This window comes from Devosia sp. J20-27 (assembly GCF_055808595.1).
In genome coordinates this window covers 2868598-2887143 of the sequence record NZ_CM147875.1, presented here as the reverse complement: position 1 = coordinate 2887143, position 18546 = coordinate 2868598, and the positions used below count along the sequence as shown (strand labels likewise).

The following is an 18546-nucleotide window of genomic DNA, read 5'->3' as shown; positions in this document are numbered from 1 at the left end:
CATGCTCGAACACCGACACATCATCGCCATCCTGCGCGGCATCTCGCCCGCCGAAGTCACCGACGTCTGCGAGGCGCTGGTGGCTGCCGGCATCACCCTGATCGAGGTGCCGCTCAATTCCCCCGATCCGCTCAGTTCGATCGGCAGCGCCGCGAAACTCTTTGCCGGCCGCGCCGAGATCGGCGCCGGCACCGTGCTCAGCATCAAGGATGTCGACGCGGTCGCTGCCGCCGGCGGCACCTTCATCGTCTCGCCCGATACCTTCCCCGATGTCATCGTCCGCACGCGCGACAAGGGCCTCAGGAGCTATCCCGGCGTGTTCTCGCCGTCCGACGCCTTCTCCGCCCTGCGGGCCGGCGCCAATGGCCTGAAATTCTTCCCGGCAGAAGTGCTCGGCCCCAAGGGCATCAAGGCGATGAAGGCCGTGCTGCCGCCCGAGGTGCCGCTCTATGCCGTTGGCGGCGCCAACCCCGACAATTTCGCCGAGTATTTCGCTGCCGGTTGCGCCGGCTTCGGCCTCGGCACCTACATTTTTAAACCCGGCATGTCGGCCGCGGACGTGGCTGCCCGCGCCCGCACCGCCGTCGCCGCCTATGACGCAGGACAGACCAAATGAACCAGAAAGCCGAACTCTTCGTCGATAGCCGCTGCGAACTGGGCGAGGGGCCGTTCTGGAACCCGCTCGTTGGCAGGCTCTTCTGGTTCGATATTCTCAACCAGACCCTGCTCAGCGCCGGCCCCGACGGTCATCTGGTCGATCGCATCACCTTCAAGGACACGGCCGCCGCCGCTGCCGTGGTCGACGAAGACACCCTCGCCGTGGCCCAGTCGGGCGCCCTGCTCCGCTATTCGTTCTCGTCCGACAGCACCACCGTCATCGACACCATCGAGGCCGATGTCCCCGGCAACCGCACCAATGACAGCCGCATGGATCGCTCCGGCGGCTTCTGGATCGGCACCATGAATCGCCACGGTGGCGCCCACAAGACCGGTGCCGTCTATCAGTGGAAGGACGGCACCCTGACGCCGATCCTTGCCAATGTCGGCATTCCCAACTCCATCTGCTTTTCGCCCGACGGCAGCCGCGCCTATTTCACCGATGCCGGCGCCGTCATCCAGACCGCGCCGCTCGATCCGGCGACCGGCCTGCCCAATGGCCCGTGGACCGATCTGGTTGCCGGCGGCGCACCGGGCGGCGCCGATGGCTCGGTGGTCGATAGCGAGGGTTTCATCTGGAACGCCCGCTGGGGCGGCTCCTGCGTCGCCCGCTTTTCCCCCCAGGGCAAGCTCGACCGCATCATCGAGCTGCCGGTGCCCAACGTCACCTGCCCGGCCTTCGGCGGCGCCGACATGAAAACGCTTTATATCACCACCGCCCGTGAGAACCTCTCGCCCGAGCAGCTCGAGGCGTTCCCGCTGTCCGGCAGCGTCTTCGCCATCAATGTCGATGTGGCGGGCCTCACCGAGCCTTTCCTCAAGCTCTGAGAGCCCGGACAGGTTGTTCCCCGGCGCCGCCGCCTGCTGATCGGTGGCGCCGCGCATGAAACCCAGCGGCGTCAACGTGGCGACGCCCTCCAGGGCCGGCTGAGGCCGGTCTTGGCCGCGCGGACCTCGAAGCCGCTGCCGGTCCAGCGCAGCCAGTGTACGCCGCCCTGCTCCAGCGCATCCGCATCGATCACCGTCGGCGCCGCACAGACCGCCGGCGCGTCGCGTCGCGTGATCACCACGTCGGCGCTGCCGCAATCCTCGAAGAACCCTGACGGGTCGTTGATCAGCGCCAGACGAAAGCCCGCGGGACTGTCCACCAGGCATCCAACGCTGTCGCAGCGTCCCGCCCCGGTGGCGATCGGCTCGCCATAGGTCTCCTGCCACACGTCGACCGCAAAGCTCCCGGCCTTGCCGTCGACCAGTTGCAGCCCTGCCGCCGTGCGCACGGCCACCGCCCGCGTGGTGTCGGCCACCAGCACATCGGGCGGCCGGTCCAGCGCAAACAGCAGTACCGCCGGCAGCAGCAGCGCCGGTCCTGCCAGTTTCCACCACCGTGGCACCACCGCGAACCAGGCCAGCGCGACGAGGCCGAATGCCAGCGCCAGCGGGGTCAGCAGCGGGTGCAGGCTCAGCCCCGCACTCCACTCCGTGACCGTCCGGGCAATCCAGATCAACCCCTCCAGCAGCACCTGCAGCACCGAGAGGAACGGCCCTTCCCAGCCGAACGGCAGCAACAGCGCCGAGATCACAATGGCAGTCATGATCGGTGCGATCAGGATCAGCGCCATCAGGTTGGCGAGCAGCCCCAACGGCGCCGTCTGCTGGAAATGATAGGCCGAGAACAGCAGCGTCGCGAGACCGGCGATCAGGCTGGTCAGTGCCGTGCCGATTATGGCGCGTCGCACCCAGCCGAGGGCTCCACCTGCGGGTTCCCCGTCGCCGCTCGCCCATTCATAGCTGCCGATCAGCCCGACCACCGCTGCAAACGACAACTGGAAACTCGGCCGGAACACGCTGGCCGGATCGCTGACGATGATGATCAGCGCCGCGATGGCGACGTTGCGCATCGTCAGGGCGCGTCGGCCCGCCAGCACCGCTCCCAGCACCAGCGCGATCATCAGCGTCGAGCGAAAGGCCGGCACGTTGGCCGATCCGCCGGCCAGCAGCAGGTAGCCGAAGGCGGCGGCCAGCGCCACCACGGCAGCCACCTTCTTGATCGAGACGTAGCGCGATATGCCCGGCACCAGCACCAGCAGGTAGCGCATCACCGTCAGCACGCCGAGCGCCACCAGCGACAGGTGCAGCCCCGAGATCGAATAGATATGCGCCAGGCCTGAACTGGCCATCGCCTCGCGGGTGGCATCGGTGATCCGGCTCTGGTCGCCGATCATCATCGAGCGGGCAAGCCCATTGGCCTCGCCGCTGATCCGGGCATCGATGCGTTGACCAATCAATTGCCGCGCCGCGTCGACCAGTCGCTCGGGCCCGTCCGCCCCGCTCTGCACCACTTCGATGGCGCCCGTCGCGTTGCCATAGGCGCCGACGCCATCGAAATAGGAATGAAACTGCGTGTCATAGCCGCCGGGCACCACCGGCCCGGGCACCGGGTAAAAGCGGATCGGTCCGCGGATCACGTCGCCCGGCGCCAGATGCGGACCGCCCTTGATCACCACCCGGGCCCGCCGCATCGGCACGCCCCGCCCACCGGTAACCGGATGGACACCCGAGACCACCACACGGCGGCCGCTCTCGGCCTCGCTGATGATCTCGTCGACCCGCGCCTCGAACACGCCGTAGGCGGGCCGCGCCAGCATCGGCGTACCGAACAGCGCCCCGTGCAAGGGCAGCAGGCTCAACCCGCTCCAGAACGCCGCGCCAAGGACGAGCCCCTTGAAGGCCGCGGCGCGTGCCTGGGTGAGCAGCAGCGCCAAGGCCAGCAGCCCGGCCACAACCCATAGCGCTTCCGGCGCCACGGCGGCATCGCCCTGCAGAAAGACGATCATCCCGGCGATCACGGCAAACGGCAGCAGAACAAAGATGCGCCGCCCGTCCATGCCATCTGCTATCGTTGAAAGAGCGCTGATACCCTGACGCCGTGCAGCACGCACCGGCACCGATGGCGTGCGCGCATCGGTCGGTCGGATCTCCGGGCCTGCCAGTACGTCGGACATGGCGCTTGCCCCGCCCTTGCGCTTGCCGCCAACGATGCTTACACGTCGGGCAGCAAAACGCCACTTTTCCGAGGTTCCCGGTCGCTCATGGCCAAGCCAGTTGTCACCCGCTTCGCTCCCTCACCCACCGGCTACCTCCATATCGGCGGTGCCCGGACGGCCCTCTTCAACTGGGCCTTTGCCCGCCACACCGGCGGCAAGATGCTGCTGCGCATCGAGGACACCGACCGCGAGCGTTCGACGGAAGACGCCGTGCAGGCGATCTTCGAGGGTCTGAAGTGGCTCGGCGTGACCTGGGATGACGAACCCTTCATGCAGTTTTCGCGTGCCGAGCGCCATGCGCAGGTGGCGAACGAGCTGCTGGCGCGCGGCCAGGCCTATCACTGCTACTGCTCGCCCGAAGAACTGGCCGAGATGCGCGACAGTGCCCGCGCCGCCGGCAAGCCGCCCCGCTACAACGGCTACTGGCGCGACCGTGACCCGTCCGAAGCGCCTGCCGGCGTCGCCCCGGTCATCCGCATCAAGGCCCCGGAATCCGGCGAGATCGTTGTCCATGACCATGTCCAGGGCGACGTCGTGTTCAAGACCGAGAACCTCGATGATTTCATCATACTGCGGTCCGACGGCACGCCGACCTATATGCTTGCCGTGGTGGTCGACGACCACGACATGGGCGTCACGCACATCATCCGCGGCGACGATCATCTCACCAACGCCGCCCGCCAGATCATCATCTATAACGGCATGGGCTGGGATGTGCCGGAAATGGCGCATATCCCGCTGATCCATGGTCCCGACGGCGCCAAGCTCTCCAAGCGCCACGGCGCTCTCGGGGTCGAGGCGTACCGGCAGATGGGCTACCTGCCCGAGGCGCTGCGCAATTACTTGGCCCGCCTCGGCTGGAGCCATGGCGACGAGGAACTGTTCACCACCGAGCAGATGGTCGAGTGGTTCTCGCTCGACGCCCTCAACAAGGGCGCCGCGCGCTTCGATTTCGTCAAGCTCGAGAACGTCAACGGTCACTACATCCGCGGCGCCACGCCAGAGCGGCTCTACGAGGTCATGCTGGCGACCGCCATTGAACTCGACCGCACCTTCGACAGCGAAGGTCTGTCGCAGAACAAGGACACGGTGCTCGCCGCCCTGCCCGAACTGCAGCCACGCGCCAAGACCGTGCTCGAACTGATCGACCTGGCCCAGTTCATCTACGCTGTCCGGCCGATATCGGTCGACGCCGCCGCTGCGGCCCAGCTGACCCCGGACAGCCGCGCCAATATCGGTGCCCTGGTGACCATCCTGCAGGGCCTCGACGACTGGTCGGTTGCCGCCATCGACAAGGCCGCCCGCGCCTTTGCCGAAGACAAGGGACTGAAGCTTGGCAAGGTCGCCCAGCCGCTGCGCGCAGCGCTCACCGGCCGCACCATTTCGCCCGGCATTTTTGAGGTTATGGTGTTGATCGGACGCGAGGAATCACTGGCCCGACTGTCCGACCAGGCAGCCTGACCCGACCAGCCCATAAGGCTAGGTCAGCGCTGTTCACCCATGTGTTGCAGACTGCGACTAAAAGGGGTTACCTGATCCAGCCTGCCCACTATATCATCGGCTTGCCCGCATCGTTTCCTCCGCGGGCACATTCAGCCGCCAAGGAGAACTGCGCATGACCGACACCACGGCAAAACTGACTATTGGCGACGAGACTTTCGAGTTTCCGGTACTGTCGGGGTCTGTCGGACCGGACGTCATCGACATCCGGTCGCTCTACGCCAAGACGGGCATGTTCACCTACGATCCCGGCTTCACCTCGACAGCCGCCTGCGACAGTTCCATCACCTATATCGACGGCGATGCCGGGCAGTTGCTCTATCGCGGCTATCCGATCGATCAGCTCTCCGAAAAGAGCACCTACACCGAGGTCTGCTACCTGCTGCTCTACGGCGAACTGCCCAGCAAATCGCAGCTCAAGGAATTCGACCAGCTGGTGACGCGCCACACCATGGTGCACGAGCAGATGCACTACTTCTATCGCGGCTTCCGTCGCGACGCGCATCCCATGGCCATCATGACCGGTGTGGTCGGCGCCATGGCCGCCTTCTATCACGACAGCACCGACATCACCGATCCGCGGCAGCGCGAGATCGCCTCGATCCGCATGATCGCCAAGATGCCGACGATCGCTGCCATGGCCTACAAATATTCGGTGGGCCAGCCCTTCGTCTATCCGCGCAACGATCTCGATTACGCGTCCAATTTCCTGCACATGTGCTTCTCGGTTCCGGCCGAGAACTATGTGGTGAACCCGACCATCGCGCGGGCGATGGATCTGATCTTCACCCTGCATGCCGATCACGAACAGAACGCCTCGACGTCGACCGTCCGTCTGGCCGGCTCGTCCGACGCCAATCCGTTCGCCTGTATCGCGGCCGGCGTGGCCTGCCTCTGGGGCCCCGCACATGGCGGCGCCAACGAAGCTGCCCTGAACATGCTCAAGGAAATCGGCACCGTTGACCGCATTCCCGAGTTCGTGGCGCGCGCCAAGGACAAAAGCGATCCGTTCAAGCTCATGGGCTTCGGCCACCGCGTCTACAAGAACTTCGATCCGCGCGCCACGGTGATGCAGAAGACCGCCAAGGAGGTCCTCGACCTGCTCGGCGTGCAAAACAACCCGACCTTGCAGGTGGCCCAGGAGCTCGAGAAGATCGCGCTCGAGGATCAGTACTTCATCGACCGCAAGCTCTACCCCAATGTCGACTTCTACTCAGGCATCATCCTCGAAGCCATCGGCTTCCCGACGTCGATGTTCACCGTGCTGTTCTCGGTGGCGCGTACCGTCGGCTGGATTTCGCAGTGGAAGGAAATGATCGGCGACCCGCAGAAAAAAATCGGTCGCCCGCGCCAGCTCTATAACGGCGCGCCGGCCCGCGACTACAAGCCGGTCAGCGAGCGCTAGCGCTTGTAGTACCGCAGGATCCGCTCCGCCGGATCGACACGGGGCGCCTCTGGCGCCCCTTTTTCCATCAGCGCCCTGATCTCGGCGAACCCCGCCATCTGGCTGTCAGCGGCCGCGCTATCGTCCAGCAGCCGGCCAATCTCCTTGACGAGGGCCTGCGGGTTCGGTTCGACCTGGAGCACCTCGGGCACCAGTGTGCGATCCAGCAACGCGTTGGGCAGCGAGGCGTACTTCACCTTGTACTGCACCCAGCGCTTGGCCTGCCCCTTGTCGGCGACATAGGTCGTCGCCATCGGCACCCCCGCCAGGGCCAGTTCCAGCGTTACCGTCCCCGTCACCGCCGCTGCCGCGATCCCCGTCGCAAAGGCTGCGCTCTTGGCCGCCTCGCCGGTGATCACGTCGACCGGCGCGTCCCAGGTCGCCACCTCGTCTGCCACGCGCTGCCTGAGATTGCCCGGCGTCGGCAGCAGGAAACCTGTTACCCGCTCATGACCCCTGAGTTGTTCGGCCACGGCGCGCATCAGTGGCAGGTGGCGGCGCAACTCGCCTTCCCGACTTCCTGGCAGCAGCAGCACCGGTCCACTCTCCGGCACCTGTCGGCGCGCCAGATAGCGCTCCAGCGCCGGATGCCCGACATAGGTGGTTTCGGGACCACCAACCGACTTCATGAACATCGGCTCGAACGGCAGGACCGAAAGCACCTCGCGGAACTTCGGCGTCAGCTTCGCTGCCCGCTCCGGTTTCCATGCCCATACTGCCGGGGCCACATAGAGCACCACGGGGATGTCCGGCGCCGCCTTGTGCACCTGCCCGGCTACAATCGACGAAAACACTTGCGCATCGATCAGCACGGCGACGTCGGGCCGCGACGAGATGATCTTGCGCGCCACTGTGTGGGCCCGCCACAGCAGTTTCGGCAATCGGGGCAGCACATCGGCCCACCCCATCACCGAAAGCTCGTTCATATCGAATTCAGACTGCAGGCCTTTTTGTGTCAAAGCCTCGCCGCCGACCCCTGCCAGGTCGAGTTCCACCTGTGCCTGCAGCCGCTCGACCAGGTCGGCCCCGATCCGGTCGCCCGACGGCTCCCCCGCCAGAATGAAGAGTTTCAACGGGCTAGCCATTGGGCAAGCCAATGACGCTGACGCCCAGCCGGTCGGCCGTGGCCCTGATCTGCGATCGCTGGATCAGCAACGTCCCGCCAGCCTCGACCGCGATGGCACAAATCCCTGATTTATTTGCATTTTCTACTGTCTTCGGCCCGATCGCCGGCATGTCGATGAAGAGCGGCTGATCTGGCTTCGGACACTTCGCCAGCACCAGCGGCGACGCCTTGCCGTCCGCCACCAGCCCCCGCCAGCGCAGCCATCGCACCCGCCGCAGCAGCCCGTCTGTGCCGCCAACGTCTTCCGCGGCAATGGCTCGTTTCCCAGCTACGACAACAGCTTGCCCAAGGTCGAGAGACCCTGCCCGGCGCGCCAGCGCGAGCCCGTGCCGCGCCGTTTCGAGCACCAGCTCCGTCGGCGGCGGTCCGCCAATCAGTCCATCCGGCGCCAGCAGGTCCGGTGCAATTTCGTGCACCCCCATCGGCCGCGCCCCTGTCATCTCCTCGAGGCGCGCCACCAGGTCGGAAATGCTCGTATCGCCAAGCGATTGGCGTGCCGGCGCGCCACTGAAGTAGCTCGCCAGGCCTTCGCGCACCACGTCAGACAGGCTCACGCCGCCGGCCATGGTGAAGGCCGTCGCCCCGAACTCGCGGATCGCATCCACGGCCGTCTGCGGGCTGGTAAGGCTGAAGCGCACCGGCACATAGCCGGCAATCTCCCGGCGTCTGCCCAGGGTAAGGAGTTTGAGTTCAAACCCCTTTTTCCGGGCCGCAGCGATGACCTCGGGGACCAGCGCGCCGGTCCCGGCGATCAACGCCAGTCGCTCGGCCATCTATTCTTCGGCCTGGCCGTTACGCGGCAGGCAGAGCGGCCGGTCGCTGGCACTGGAGATGAAATTGACCACGTCCTGCACCAGCGGTTCGTTCTTGAACAGCAGTGCCGCGTCATCGACACGCTCGCGCAGCGTCCCCTCGCTGGAGAACACCATGCGGTAGGCCGCCCGCAGCGTATGGATCGACTCGCGGTCAAAGCCCCGCCGCTTCAGGCCGATCAGATTGAGCCCGGCCAGCCGGGCCCGGTTGCCCACCGCCATGCCATAGGGGATCACGTCGCCATCGATCATGCTCTGCGCACCGATGAAGGCATGGGCGCCGATCCGCACGAACTGGTGCACCGCGCACATGCCACCAAAGGCGACATAGTCTCCAATCACGGAGTGACCTGCCAGACCCACATAGTTCGCCAGCACCACGTTGTTACCGACAACGCAGTCATGCGCCACATGGGCCGACGCCATGATCAGACAGTTATTGCCCACCGAAGTGGTCATGTTCCCGCCGGCCGTGCCGGGATTGATGGTGACGTTTTCGCGGATGACGCAGTTGTCGCCGATCGTCAGCGTGCTCGGCTCGCCGCTATACTTGAGATCCTGGGGCTGGTGCCCGATGGACGAGAACGGAAAGATCCGCGTGCCTTTGCCGATAGTGGTGCGGCCCGCGACGGACACATGCGAAACCAGTTCAACCCCATCACCGAGTACGACGTCTTCGCCGACGACCGAATAGGGGCCGATCTTGACGTTCGCACCGAGCCGGGCGCCGGCACTGATGACGGCGGAGGGATGAACTTCCATGTGCCCCACGCTCATTCCTCCGGAACGATCATGGCGCCAACCTCGGCTTCGGCGATCAGCACACCGTCGACGCGGGCTTCGGCAGCATAACGCCCCACCGTACGGCGGCGATGGATCTTCTTGATATGGAATTCGATCTGGTCGCCCGGGCCCGCCGGCTTGCGGAACTTGGCCTTGTCGATCGTCAGCATGAGCACGATGCTCTTCTTGCCGTTGGCGATCGCATCATGCGCGATCACGATCGCCCCGGCCGTCTGCGCCATGGCCTCGATGATCAGCACACCTGGGAACACCGGCTTGCCGGGGAAGTGGCCCTGGAAGATCGGCTCATTATAAGAGACGTTCTTGATGCCGATCGCTGACTCGTCGCCATCGATATCGATGATGCGATCGATCATCAGGAAAGGATAGCGATGCGGCAGGCACTTCAGGATATCGCCAATCTCGAGCGCCGTCAGCGTCCGGTCCTGGGGTGGGCTGGCAACCGTATCCATCAACGCTGTTCTCCCTTGTTCATCAATCGCCGCAAAAACGCGGTCTCTCGCCAGTATTCTTTGATGTCGCGCGCCGGCGCGCCAAATAGTTTGCTGCCCGCGGGCCAGCTTTTCGAAACCCCTGCCCGTCCGTAGACAACTGAACCCGCGCCGATCGTCAAGTGCCCACCTGTGCCGGTTCCGCCTGCCATCAACACACCGTCCTCCAGTATGGTCGAGCCGGAGAGCCCGGTCTGCGCTGCGATCAGACAAAAACGGCCAATCTGGCAATTGTGGCCAATCTGCACGAGATTGTCGATCTTGGTTCCTTCTCCGATCACCGTATCGCCGAGGGCGCCACGATCGATCGTCGTGTTGGCACCGATCTCGACATTGTCCTGGACGATGACCCGGCCCAGTTGCGGGATCTTCCGGTTGGATCGGGCATGGTCAAGCCAGCCGAACCCCTCCGTGCCGATCCTCGCGCCGGGATGGACCACCACGTCGCTACCCAGATAGGCACAGTCGATGGTCACATTGCTGCCGATGATGCAGTTCCGGCCGAGTGTCACGCCGGCGCCGATGACCGAATTGGCGCCGATCACCGTGCCGCTGCCGATCTCGACGCCCGCCCCCAGCACCACATTGGGTTCCAGGAAAACGTCAGCCTCCAGCAGCGGCTCTGTTCCACCGACACGCCCGACCCCGCCACGCGTACTGGCCGGATAAAGGGCGTCGAGAATGTCGGCGAAGAGTTCGTGCGGATGATCGTCGACAATGGCAATGCTCGTCGCCGGCACGTCTTGCCTGAGCGCAGCGGAAACGATCACCACTCCGGCCGCCGTCGCCTTCAGGTCAGCCAGGTAGTTCTTGTGGGCCGCCAGCGCGACATGGCCCCTGCCGGCAACGGCAAGCTCCTCTGCCCCCTCGACCTCGAAATCCGCCGCCCGTGCATCTTCAACGGCAACCGAACGCGGCAGCACGCCCACAAGGGCCTGCAGCGCATAGGTCTTTGGGAAGGAGTGGAAGCGGGTATCGACCATCGTCGCAATTCAACAAAAAACAAACCGCGGTTCAACTACCGCGGTTTGTAATCTTGTTTCACGCCCGGAGCCTCCGGGCAAGCGTTCGTCTAGAGCAGCGACTGCAGGGTCAGCTGGAAGACCTGAGTACGGTCTGCCGTGGCCTTGCTGATCGCGTAGCCGACATCGCCACGCAGCGGACCGAACGGGCTGTCCCAGATCAGGGAGGCACCCACCGACGCCTTCAGCGGATTGTCGGTGCTGGCCGGATCCGCAGCAAGATTGCCGCCGACGCCACCGACATAGCCAGCATCAGCCCAAAGGGCGGCGCTCAGGCCGTAATTCTCAGGCAGAACCGGGATCGGGAATTCGACTTCAGCCGAACCACCGACGTACCAGGTTGACCCAATGGCTTCGCCAGTGGCAAGCCGCGGACCAATACCACGGTTCTCAAAGCCGCGAACGAAGGTCGGCCCGAGTTGATAGGCCTCCAGAGGATGCACGCCCGAACCACTGAAGTCGTTCAGCATACCGGCCGTAGCACGAAGGCTCGTCCGGATACCCGTATCCTGCAGCACCGGCAGATAGTAGCGCGCCTTGGCCTCAGTCTTCAGGTAGTTGTGGTCCCAGCCGACATACTGCTGCGTAAAGGTCGCATAGAGACCTTCGGTCGGCTTCTTCGGATCGTCCAGCCCGTCATAGGTCAGCGAGTAGCCGAGCCATGCCTTGTTCAGGGTCTGACCATCATTGACCAGATTGGAGTCATCAGGGTTGTTGTCGACAATCGACTTCAGTTCCAGGCCGGTGAACACGCCGAGCGACAGGTCACCGGTGACCGGTGCGCCGAAGCGGAGCTGCCCGCCATAGGCCGTCGAACCATAGAAGTTCGTCGCCGTCTCATCGACCGTGCGGTAGTAGAGATCGATGCCCGATGACACGCGGAGACCCATGAACCGGGGCTCGGTGAACGAGAAGTCGAAGGTCTTGCCACCACCCGTCGCGCCGATGGCGGCACGCAGATACTGGCCACGACCGAGGAAGTTCCGCTCGGTCAGCGACACTTCACCCAGGATACCATCGGCGGTCGAGTAACCGGCAGTGACGCCATAGTCGCCCGTGGACTGCTCCGTGACAGCGATGTTGATCACGACCTTGTCGGGAGCAGAACCCGGCTCGAGGCCGATATCGACGGTCTCGAAGAAGCCCAGAGCCTCGATATTGGTCTTGCCGCGCTGCACCATCGAGCGGTTGAAGGGGTCGCCTTCACCAAAGTCCAGCTCGCGACGGATGACGAAGTCGCGCGTCTTGTCGTTGCCGGTGATGTTGATGCGTTCGACATAGACCCGCGGCCCCTCGTCGACGAGGTAGGTGACGTTGAAGCGACGGTTTGCAGCGTCACGATCAAGGCGCGGCCGTACGTCGGCAAAGGAATAACCCTGCGCCGTGGCTTCGAAAGCCATGTCCGCCTGGGTCTTGGCCAGATCGGAATAGGTGTAGCGTCCGCCCTCTCGGGTCCGGATCGACGGCTTCAGCGCATCGGCATTCAGACCGGCAATGCTGGTCTCGATGGCAACGCTGCCGAAATCGTACTTTTCACCCTCGCTGATGGTGAAGTTGATGAAATAGCCGTTGCGGCCGGCGTCATACTCGGCAACGGCCGAGGTCACCACCGCATCGGGATAGCCATGGTTGGCGTAATAGAGACGGATCAGTTCCTTATCGAGCGCCAGCTTCTGCTCGGTGTAGGAGTCGTCCTTGAACAGCCAGCTCAGCAGGTGCGTCTCGCGCGTCCGGATGACGCCCTTGAGGTTACCGGTGCCGATGGCGTTGTTGCCGGCGAAGTTGATCGCAGCGATGCCCGCGCGGTCACCCTCGTTGATCACGAACGTCACGCGGATGCGGTCGCCCTGCGTCGCCTCGGTCCGCGCCGTCACGCTGATGCGGGTGAAGCCCTCGTTGGCATAGGCCAGCCGGATGCTTTCAATATCGGACTCGAGACGGCTCTGGCTGAAAGTCCCCCGACTTGCCAGATCGACCATCGCCAGCAGGTTCTTATCGGAAAAGCGCCTGTTACCCTCGAAAAGCACGGAGGATATGAGTTGCTCACGGGCTTGGGCCATCGCCTGGGTGGACCCAACGAGCGGAACGCCTGCTCCCGCAATTGGGGCTGCAAGCAGGACCGCCAACGCGAGAAGTGCGCCGCGCATGAGCTTGGTAATGTTCATCATATTCTTATTGCCTCGGTGCGACCGAGCTGGAGAATCGGCCATGCACAGCCACCCCAGCTAACTCCATCACTAGCTTTTACTGGATTTTTAACCACGGGCAAGCTGCAAGCACCGATGCGGTTAGCGAAACATTGGCGCCCGTGTATTCCTGCAACACCCTGAAAACCTAGGTTAGTCAGGCATTAACGGGAAATACGGCGCACCCTCGACGGCCCGAATTAATCTTGCCGCGCCCCCCTAGAAGATGTCGTTGACCAGCGTCAGCGCCATCAGCGTGAAGACGATGGCAAGACCGAATCTGAAGCCGATTTCCTGCACCCTCTGGCTGAGCGGACGGCCGCGAACCGCTTCGATGCCATAGTAGACCAAGTGGCCGCCATCGAGCATCGGGATCGGCAGCAGGTTGAAGATGCCGATATTGAGCGACAGCAGCGCCATGAGGTTGATCAGGGCGATCACGCCCAGCGTTGCCACTTCCCCGGACACCTTGGCAACCTTGACGGGACCGCCCAGTTGCTCGACATCGCCCCGGCCGACGAAGAAATCGCCCAGAAAGGCCACGGTGCGGTCCATGATGAAGCGGATCTCTTCAAACGTCATGCCTACCGCTTCGACCGGGTCGGGCCGATAGAGCTGGACGTCCGATTGCTGCACGTCCTTGGAGACGCCGATCCTGCCAATGCGATGCTCGTTGCCGAACCGGTCCGTCGTGCTGGCAGCCTCTGGCACCAGCTGGATCGTCCGGTCACTGCCGTTGCGGTCGACGACAATCGATACCGTCCGCTCCGGCGCTGTCGCCACAAGCCGTTGAAAATCCTCGAAACCTCGCACCTCGAAGCCGTCGACGGAAACGATGCGGTCGCCACTCTGAAGCCCGGCCAACTCCGCCACGCTGCCCGCCGTGACCCCATCGATGACCGGTGGCAGGGTGTAGCGGCCATAGCCGAGCAGCAGCGCATAGAGGATGAGGAACGTGAACAGGATATTGGCGATCGGGCCGGCCGCAACGACGGCAATCCGTTGCCAGACGTCCTTGTTGACGAACAGCTTTGGCGCCAGATCCGGCCCGGCTTTGGCAATGGCATCATCGTCGGGCATGCTCGACGCGTTCATGTCGCCCACGAAGCGCACATAGCCCCCGAGCGGGATCGCAGAGAGCTTCCAGCGCGTCCCGTGGCGATCGTTGAACCCCACCAGTTCCGGGCCAAAACCGATGGAAAAGGCCTGGATGGCAATGCCGTTCCAGCGCGCCACGAGGTAGTGCCCCATTTCGTGCACGAACACGATGATGGTCAGCACCACCAGAAAGGGAACCACGTAGGACAAGAGCCAGAAGATGAAATCCATAAGTGCTTCCTGTGCAGCGCCACGCCATTAGGCGCCAAAATCATTGAAGACCGGTCAACTGCCGTGCGGCAAGGCTACCAGCCGAGGAATCCATGCGCCACGGCGTCGGTCCCGACATGGGCGACGCCAATGGCGAACAGAAACAACGCCCCAAAAGTGGTGCTATCAAGTCGATCCATCAAGCCGCCATGTCCGGGAATGATGTCGCCCGAATCCTTGATGCGGAACCGTCGCTTGATGGCGCTCTCGGTCAGGTCGCCCACCTGCCCCACCACGCTCGTCGCCGCGGCAAGCAGCAGCCCGATCCACCAGGGCGATGCCGGCACGACGATCAGCCACAGGACAAGTCCGGCCAGGGTGCCGATGGCGAGCCCGCCCAGCGCCCCGGACCAGGTCTTGGAGGGCGAGATATCGGGCGCCAGCTTTTCGCCGCCCACCTGTCGGCCGGTGAAATAGGCCCCGGTATCGGTGGCCCAGACGACCGTCCCAAGGAAAACCCCGCCCCAGAACCCCCTGTCCGTAGCGCCCGGCACGTTCCACAGCAACTCGCCGCGGATCTGCAGCACCGCGGCAATCACCAGTCCGAACCAGATCAGTCCGGCACAGCGCCAGGCCGCGGTCGTCCGGTCATCCACCACGGCGATGACGCAAGCCAGGGCCACGGCGATGACGCTCGAAACAATGCCAAAGGGCGGATAGAGCAGTCCCGAAAGCGCAATCAGCCCGATCAGCACGCCGCCAACGGGTGTGATCGGCTTGAGCGTTACCATCCGCTCCCATTCGCGGTAGCAGCCGGCAAATGCCGCGCCGACAACGGCCGCAAAGGCATAGCCGCCGAAATAGAGCCCGGCCACGGTGAGCACCAGCAGCACCAAGGCAGAAACCACCCGGGGGCCGAGATCGGTCCAGGACCGCTTCGCAAAAGGCGTGAATTCGGGCGGCTGATCCTGGGAACTCACCTCGGCTTCGCCTCGATGTCACCAAAACGCCGTTCGCGTGCCGAGTAGTCCTCGAGAACGGCAAGGAACGACGCCTCGCCGAAATCTGGCCAGTTTTCCTCGACGAACACCAGTTCGGCATAGGCCCCCTGCCAGAGCAGGAAATTGGAGACGCGCTGTTCGCCGCTGGTCCGCATGATCAGGTCGGGATCGGGAATGCCCGACGTATAGAGCGACGCCGCGATCGCCTCCTCGGTGATGTCCTCCGGCCGCATCCGTCCCGCGGCGACTTCGCGCGCCAGATGCCGCGCCGCCTCGACGATCTCGGCCTTGCCGCCGTAGTTGAAGGCCACCATCAGGTTGAGACCGGTATTCTGCGCGGTCTTGGCCTCTACCTCGGCAATCAGCCGGATGAGGGACTCCTCGAGCCCCTCGCGGGAGCCGATGATCCGTACCCTGACATTGTTGGCGATCAGTTTGGCGAGGTCAGACGCCACGAACCGGTGCAGCAGCCCAAAGATGAAGTTGATCTCGTCCTTGGGACGGCTCCAGTTCTCCGAGGAAAAGCTGAAAACGGTCAGGTTGGCGACGCCATAGGTGATGCAGAGCTCGACCATCCGTCGCAGCGCCTTGACGCCCTCGATGTGACCTTCGGTCCGCGCCTTGCCGCGGGCTTTCGCCCAGCGGCCATTGCCATCCATAATGACCCCGATATGCCCGGGAATCTTCAGGCCGAGCGCTTGGCTCGGCCGACGACTGGTGGCGGGGTCAATGGACATCGGTTGCCCTCCCGGGCGGCTGCAGGTGGCACTAGACCTGCATGATTTCCTGTTCCTTGAGCGCCACCACCGAATCGACCTCGGAGACGGCCTCGTCGGTGGCACTCTGGACCAGATCGGAATTCTTGCGACTCTCGTCCTGCGACATGTCGCCATCCTTCTCAAGCTTCTTGAGCAGGTCCATGCCATCGCGCCGGATGTGCCGCACCGCGACTCGGGCCTGCTCGGCATAGTTGTGCGCAACCTTGGTCAGTTCGCGGCGGCGCTCTTCGTTCAGTTCGGGAAGCGGCACACGGATCACCGTGCCTTCGGACGCCGGGTTGAGACCCAGACCGGAATTGCGGATGGCCTTCTCGACAGCACCGGCAAGGCTCTTGTCCCAGACCTGGACGCTCAGCATGCGCGCTTCCGGCACGGTCACCGTTGCCACCTGGTTGAGCGGCATCTTGCCGCCATAGGCTTCCACCTGCACCGGTTCCAGCAGGCTGGAACTGGCGCGGCCGGTACGCAGACCGGTCAATTCGTCCTTGAGCGACTGAATCGACTTCTGCATGCGGGACTTGAGCTCATCGAGCGAAAAGGTCTGTGCCATGGAAAATACTCCTCGGTGGCGTCGGTTTCAGCCGACGCGCGTACTTCTGGTCTTGCCGACGAGGACGCCCATCAGGCCTTCCTTGTCGTCAAGCGCGTAAACCAATATGGGCAAGCCATTGTCCCGGGCAAGGGCGAAGGCTGCCGTGTCCATGACCTTGAGGTTCCGGGCGATCACCTCTTCATGGCTGATCGTCTCGTACCGTTGGGCCGCGGGATTTTTCTTGGGATCTTCGGAATAGACACCGTCCACCTTGGTGCCCTTGAGCAGCACATCGCAGCGCAGCTCGATGGCCTTGAGGGCAGCGGCCGTGTCCGTGGTGAAGAACGGATTGCCGGTACCACCCGAGCAGACAACTACGTGCCCGTCCCGGAGGGCAGCCGCTGCGTCGCGGGCCGTGAACGTGTCGGCCACGGTTGGCATCGGCACGCTGGTATAGACCTTGACCTTCTGGCCCTGCTGTTCGATGGCGTCGCCAAGGGCAAGGGAGTTGATCACCGTGCCCAGCATGCCCATCACGTCGCCGGTGACGCGGTCGGCGCCCTTGGCGGCAACGGCCATGCCGCGGAAGATGTTGCCGGCGCCGATGACGATGGCAATCTGCACGCCGGTGCGCGCCACATCCACGATCTGCTTGGCAACTGCGTTCAGGAATTGCGGCTCGATGCCGAAAGACTGGTCACCGGCGAGCACTTCACCGGACACCTTCAGTAGAATCCGCTTGTAGTCGGATTTGGCCATTGGCCGACCCCTCGTATGCTGTTCGGCGACCGAATCCGGAAACGCCGGCGCGAGGTTAGTGCATTTCGGGGCGCAGTGGATAGCACTGCGCCCCGATAAAAGTGGTTAGACGCCTGCGGTGGCTGCAACTTCGGCCGCGAAGTCGCTTTCTTCCTTGGCAATGCCTTCACCCAGCCCGTAGCGCACGAACTTGGTGATCTTGATCGGGGCCCCGGCGTCCTTCTCGGCGGCCTTGACCACGTCGGCAACCTTGCTCTCGCCGTCGATCACAAACGTCTGCGCCAGCAGCGTGACTTCCTCGTAATACTTGCGCACGCGGCCTTCGACCATCTTGTCGATGATCTCGGCCGGCTTGCCGGACTCGCGTGCCTGCTCGGCAAAGATCGCGCGCTCGCGATCCACGATTTCCGGGTCGATGTCGTCCGGCGACACCGACAGCGGCGAGGTATTGGTGATGTGCATGGCGAGCTGCTTGCCCAGGTTCGCCAGCACGTCCTTGTCACCAGTCGACTCGATGCCCACGATCACGCCCAGCTTGCCCATGCCCGGCTTGACCGAGTTGTGGACATAGTTGCCGATGACGCCATCGGACACTTCGATGACCGCCGAACGGCGCAGGTTCATGTTCTCGCCGATCTTGGCGATGGCATCGGTGAGTTCGCCCGAAACCGAGCGGCCCGAACCGGGATACGGCATTTCCGAAAGCACGTGCACGTCGCCATTCGCCTCGATGGCCAGCTTGGCAACATTGCCCACGATCGACTGGAACTGCTCGTTGCGCGCCACGAAGTCGGTTTCGGAGTTCACTTCAACGATGGCACCCCTGGTGCCTTCGATGTTGACGCCGACCAGACCTTCGGCGGCCACGCGACCGGCCTTCTTGGCGGCCTTGGCGAGGCCACGGGTGCGCAGCCAGTCGACTGCGGCGTCCATGTCGCCATTGGTTTCGGCCAGGGCCTTCTTGCAGTCCATCATCCCGACGCCGGTGGCATCGCGGAGTTCCTTAACCTGCTGAGCTGTGATTGACATCTGCGGATCACCTCATGGTGCGGCTCCCGCAGGAGCCGCCAATATCATTGAA

The 18546-nt window shown here is 64.0% G+C and carries 17 protein-coding genes; 4 read left to right on the top strand and 13 right to left on the bottom strand.

Translation table 11 applies throughout. The annotated features are described in order from the left end of the window. Position 1 precedes the first annotated feature (1 nt). A complete protein-coding gene (locus AC0L4C_RS14260; RefSeq protein WP_473400325.1) occupies positions 2 to 616 on the top strand; it encodes a 2-dehydro-3-deoxy-6-phosphogalactonate aldolase in 615 nt (204 codons plus the stop codon). Further along, the gene (locus AC0L4C_RS14255; RefSeq protein WP_473400324.1) at positions 613 to 1485 is read left to right on the top strand and encodes an SMP-30/gluconolactonase/LRE family protein; all 873 of its coding nucleotides are present in this window, start codon (positions 613 to 615) and stop codon (positions 1483 to 1485) included. The genes AC0L4C_RS14260 and AC0L4C_RS14255 overlap by 4 nt, the downstream gene beginning before the upstream one ends. Before the next feature lie 71 nt (positions 1486 to 1556). Here AC0L4C_RS14255 and AC0L4C_RS14250 read toward each other — a convergent pair whose 3' ends face one another. Continuing rightward, the gene (locus AC0L4C_RS14250; protein WP_473400323.1) at positions 1557 to 3659 is read right to left on the bottom strand and encodes a ComEC/Rec2 family competence protein; all 2103 of its coding nucleotides are present in this window, start codon (positions 3657 to 3659) and stop codon (positions 1557 to 1559) included. 87 nt (positions 3660 to 3746) lie between these two features. On the opposite strand from AC0L4C_RS14250, the gene gltX reads away from it, so the two are divergent. Beyond that, the gene (gltX, locus tag AC0L4C_RS14245; protein ID WP_473400322.1) at positions 3747 to 5162 is read left to right on the top strand and encodes a glutamate--tRNA ligase; all 1416 of its coding nucleotides are present in this window, start codon (positions 3747 to 3749) and stop codon (positions 5160 to 5162) included. 154 nt (positions 5163 to 5316) lie between these two features. Further along, on the top strand, positions 5317 to 6606 hold the full coding sequence (gene gltA / locus AC0L4C_RS14240) for a citrate synthase (RefSeq protein WP_473400321.1): 1290 nt from the start codon (positions 5317 to 5319) through the stop codon (positions 6604 to 6606). Here gltA and AC0L4C_RS14235 read toward each other — a convergent pair. From AC0L4C_RS14235 to tsf, 12 genes are all read right to left on the bottom strand, one after another. Next, positions 6603 to 7718, bottom strand: a complete 1116-nt coding sequence (locus AC0L4C_RS14235; protein WP_473400320.1) for a lipid-A-disaccharide synthase — start codon at positions 7716 to 7718, stop codon at positions 6603 to 6605. The genes gltA and AC0L4C_RS14235 overlap by 4 nt on opposite strands. A 4-nt stretch (positions 7719 to 7722) precedes the next feature. Next, entirely contained in the window at positions 7723 to 8544 is an 822-nt protein-coding gene (gene lpxI, locus AC0L4C_RS14230; RefSeq protein WP_473400319.1) for a UDP-2,3-diacylglucosamine diphosphatase LpxI domain-containing protein, read from the bottom strand. Beyond that, a complete protein-coding gene (lpxA, locus tag AC0L4C_RS14225) occupies positions 8545 to 9345 on the bottom strand; it encodes an acyl-ACP--UDP-N-acetylglucosamine O-acyltransferase (protein WP_473400317.1) in 801 nt (266 codons plus the stop codon). It abuts the gene before it with no gap. A gap of 11 nt (positions 9346 to 9356) precedes the next feature. After that, entirely contained in the window at positions 9357 to 9839 is a 483-nt protein-coding gene (gene fabZ, locus AC0L4C_RS14220) for a 3-hydroxyacyl-ACP dehydratase FabZ (RefSeq protein WP_473400316.1), read from the bottom strand. Next, on the bottom strand, positions 9839 to 10861 hold the full coding sequence (gene lpxD / locus AC0L4C_RS14215) for a UDP-3-O-(3-hydroxymyristoyl)glucosamine N-acyltransferase (RefSeq protein WP_473400315.1): 1023 nt from the start codon (positions 10859 to 10861) through the stop codon (positions 9839 to 9841). The genes fabZ and lpxD overlap by 1 nt, the downstream gene beginning before the upstream one ends. A gap of 89 nt (positions 10862 to 10950) precedes the next feature. After that, positions 10951 to 12960: an outer membrane protein assembly factor BamA gene (bamA, locus tag AC0L4C_RS14210; RefSeq protein ID WP_473400314.1), complete on the bottom strand. Its 2010-nt coding sequence runs from the start codon at positions 12958 to 12960 to the stop codon at positions 10951 to 10953. A gap of 345 nt (positions 12961 to 13305) precedes the next feature. Further along, positions 13306 to 14415: an RIP metalloprotease RseP gene (gene rseP / locus AC0L4C_RS14205; protein WP_473400313.1), complete on the bottom strand. Its 1110-nt coding sequence runs from the start codon at positions 14413 to 14415 to the stop codon at positions 13306 to 13308. A gap of 74 nt (positions 14416 to 14489) precedes the next feature. Continuing rightward, positions 14490 to 15374, bottom strand: coding sequence for a phosphatidate cytidylyltransferase (locus AC0L4C_RS14200; RefSeq protein WP_473400311.1), 885 nt, complete (start codon positions 15372 to 15374; stop codon positions 14490 to 14492). Next, positions 15371 to 16132 carry an isoprenyl transferase gene (locus tag AC0L4C_RS14195; protein ID WP_473400310.1) on the bottom strand — a complete coding sequence of 254 codons (762 nt, stop codon included), beginning with the start codon at positions 16130 to 16132 and terminating at the stop codon, positions 15371 to 15373. Before AC0L4C_RS14195 ends, AC0L4C_RS14200 begins: the two co-directional genes overlap by 4 nt. 31 nt (positions 16133 to 16163) lie before the next feature. Beyond that, positions 16164 to 16724 (bottom strand): ribosome recycling factor, encoded by a 561-nt coding sequence (gene frr, locus AC0L4C_RS14190; RefSeq protein WP_473400309.1) that lies wholly within the window; start codon positions 16722 to 16724, stop codon positions 16164 to 16166. Positions 16725 to 16751: 27 nt separating this feature from the next. Next, on the bottom strand, positions 16752 to 17465 hold the full coding sequence (pyrH, locus tag AC0L4C_RS14185) for a UMP kinase (protein ID WP_473400308.1): 714 nt from the start codon (positions 17463 to 17465) through the stop codon (positions 16752 to 16754). 105 nt (positions 17466 to 17570) lie between these two features. Beyond that, positions 17571 to 18494: a translation elongation factor Ts gene (tsf, locus tag AC0L4C_RS14180; RefSeq protein WP_473400307.1), complete on the bottom strand. Its 924-nt coding sequence runs from the start codon at positions 18492 to 18494 to the stop codon at positions 17571 to 17573. Positions 18495 to 18546 lie beyond the last annotated feature (52 nt).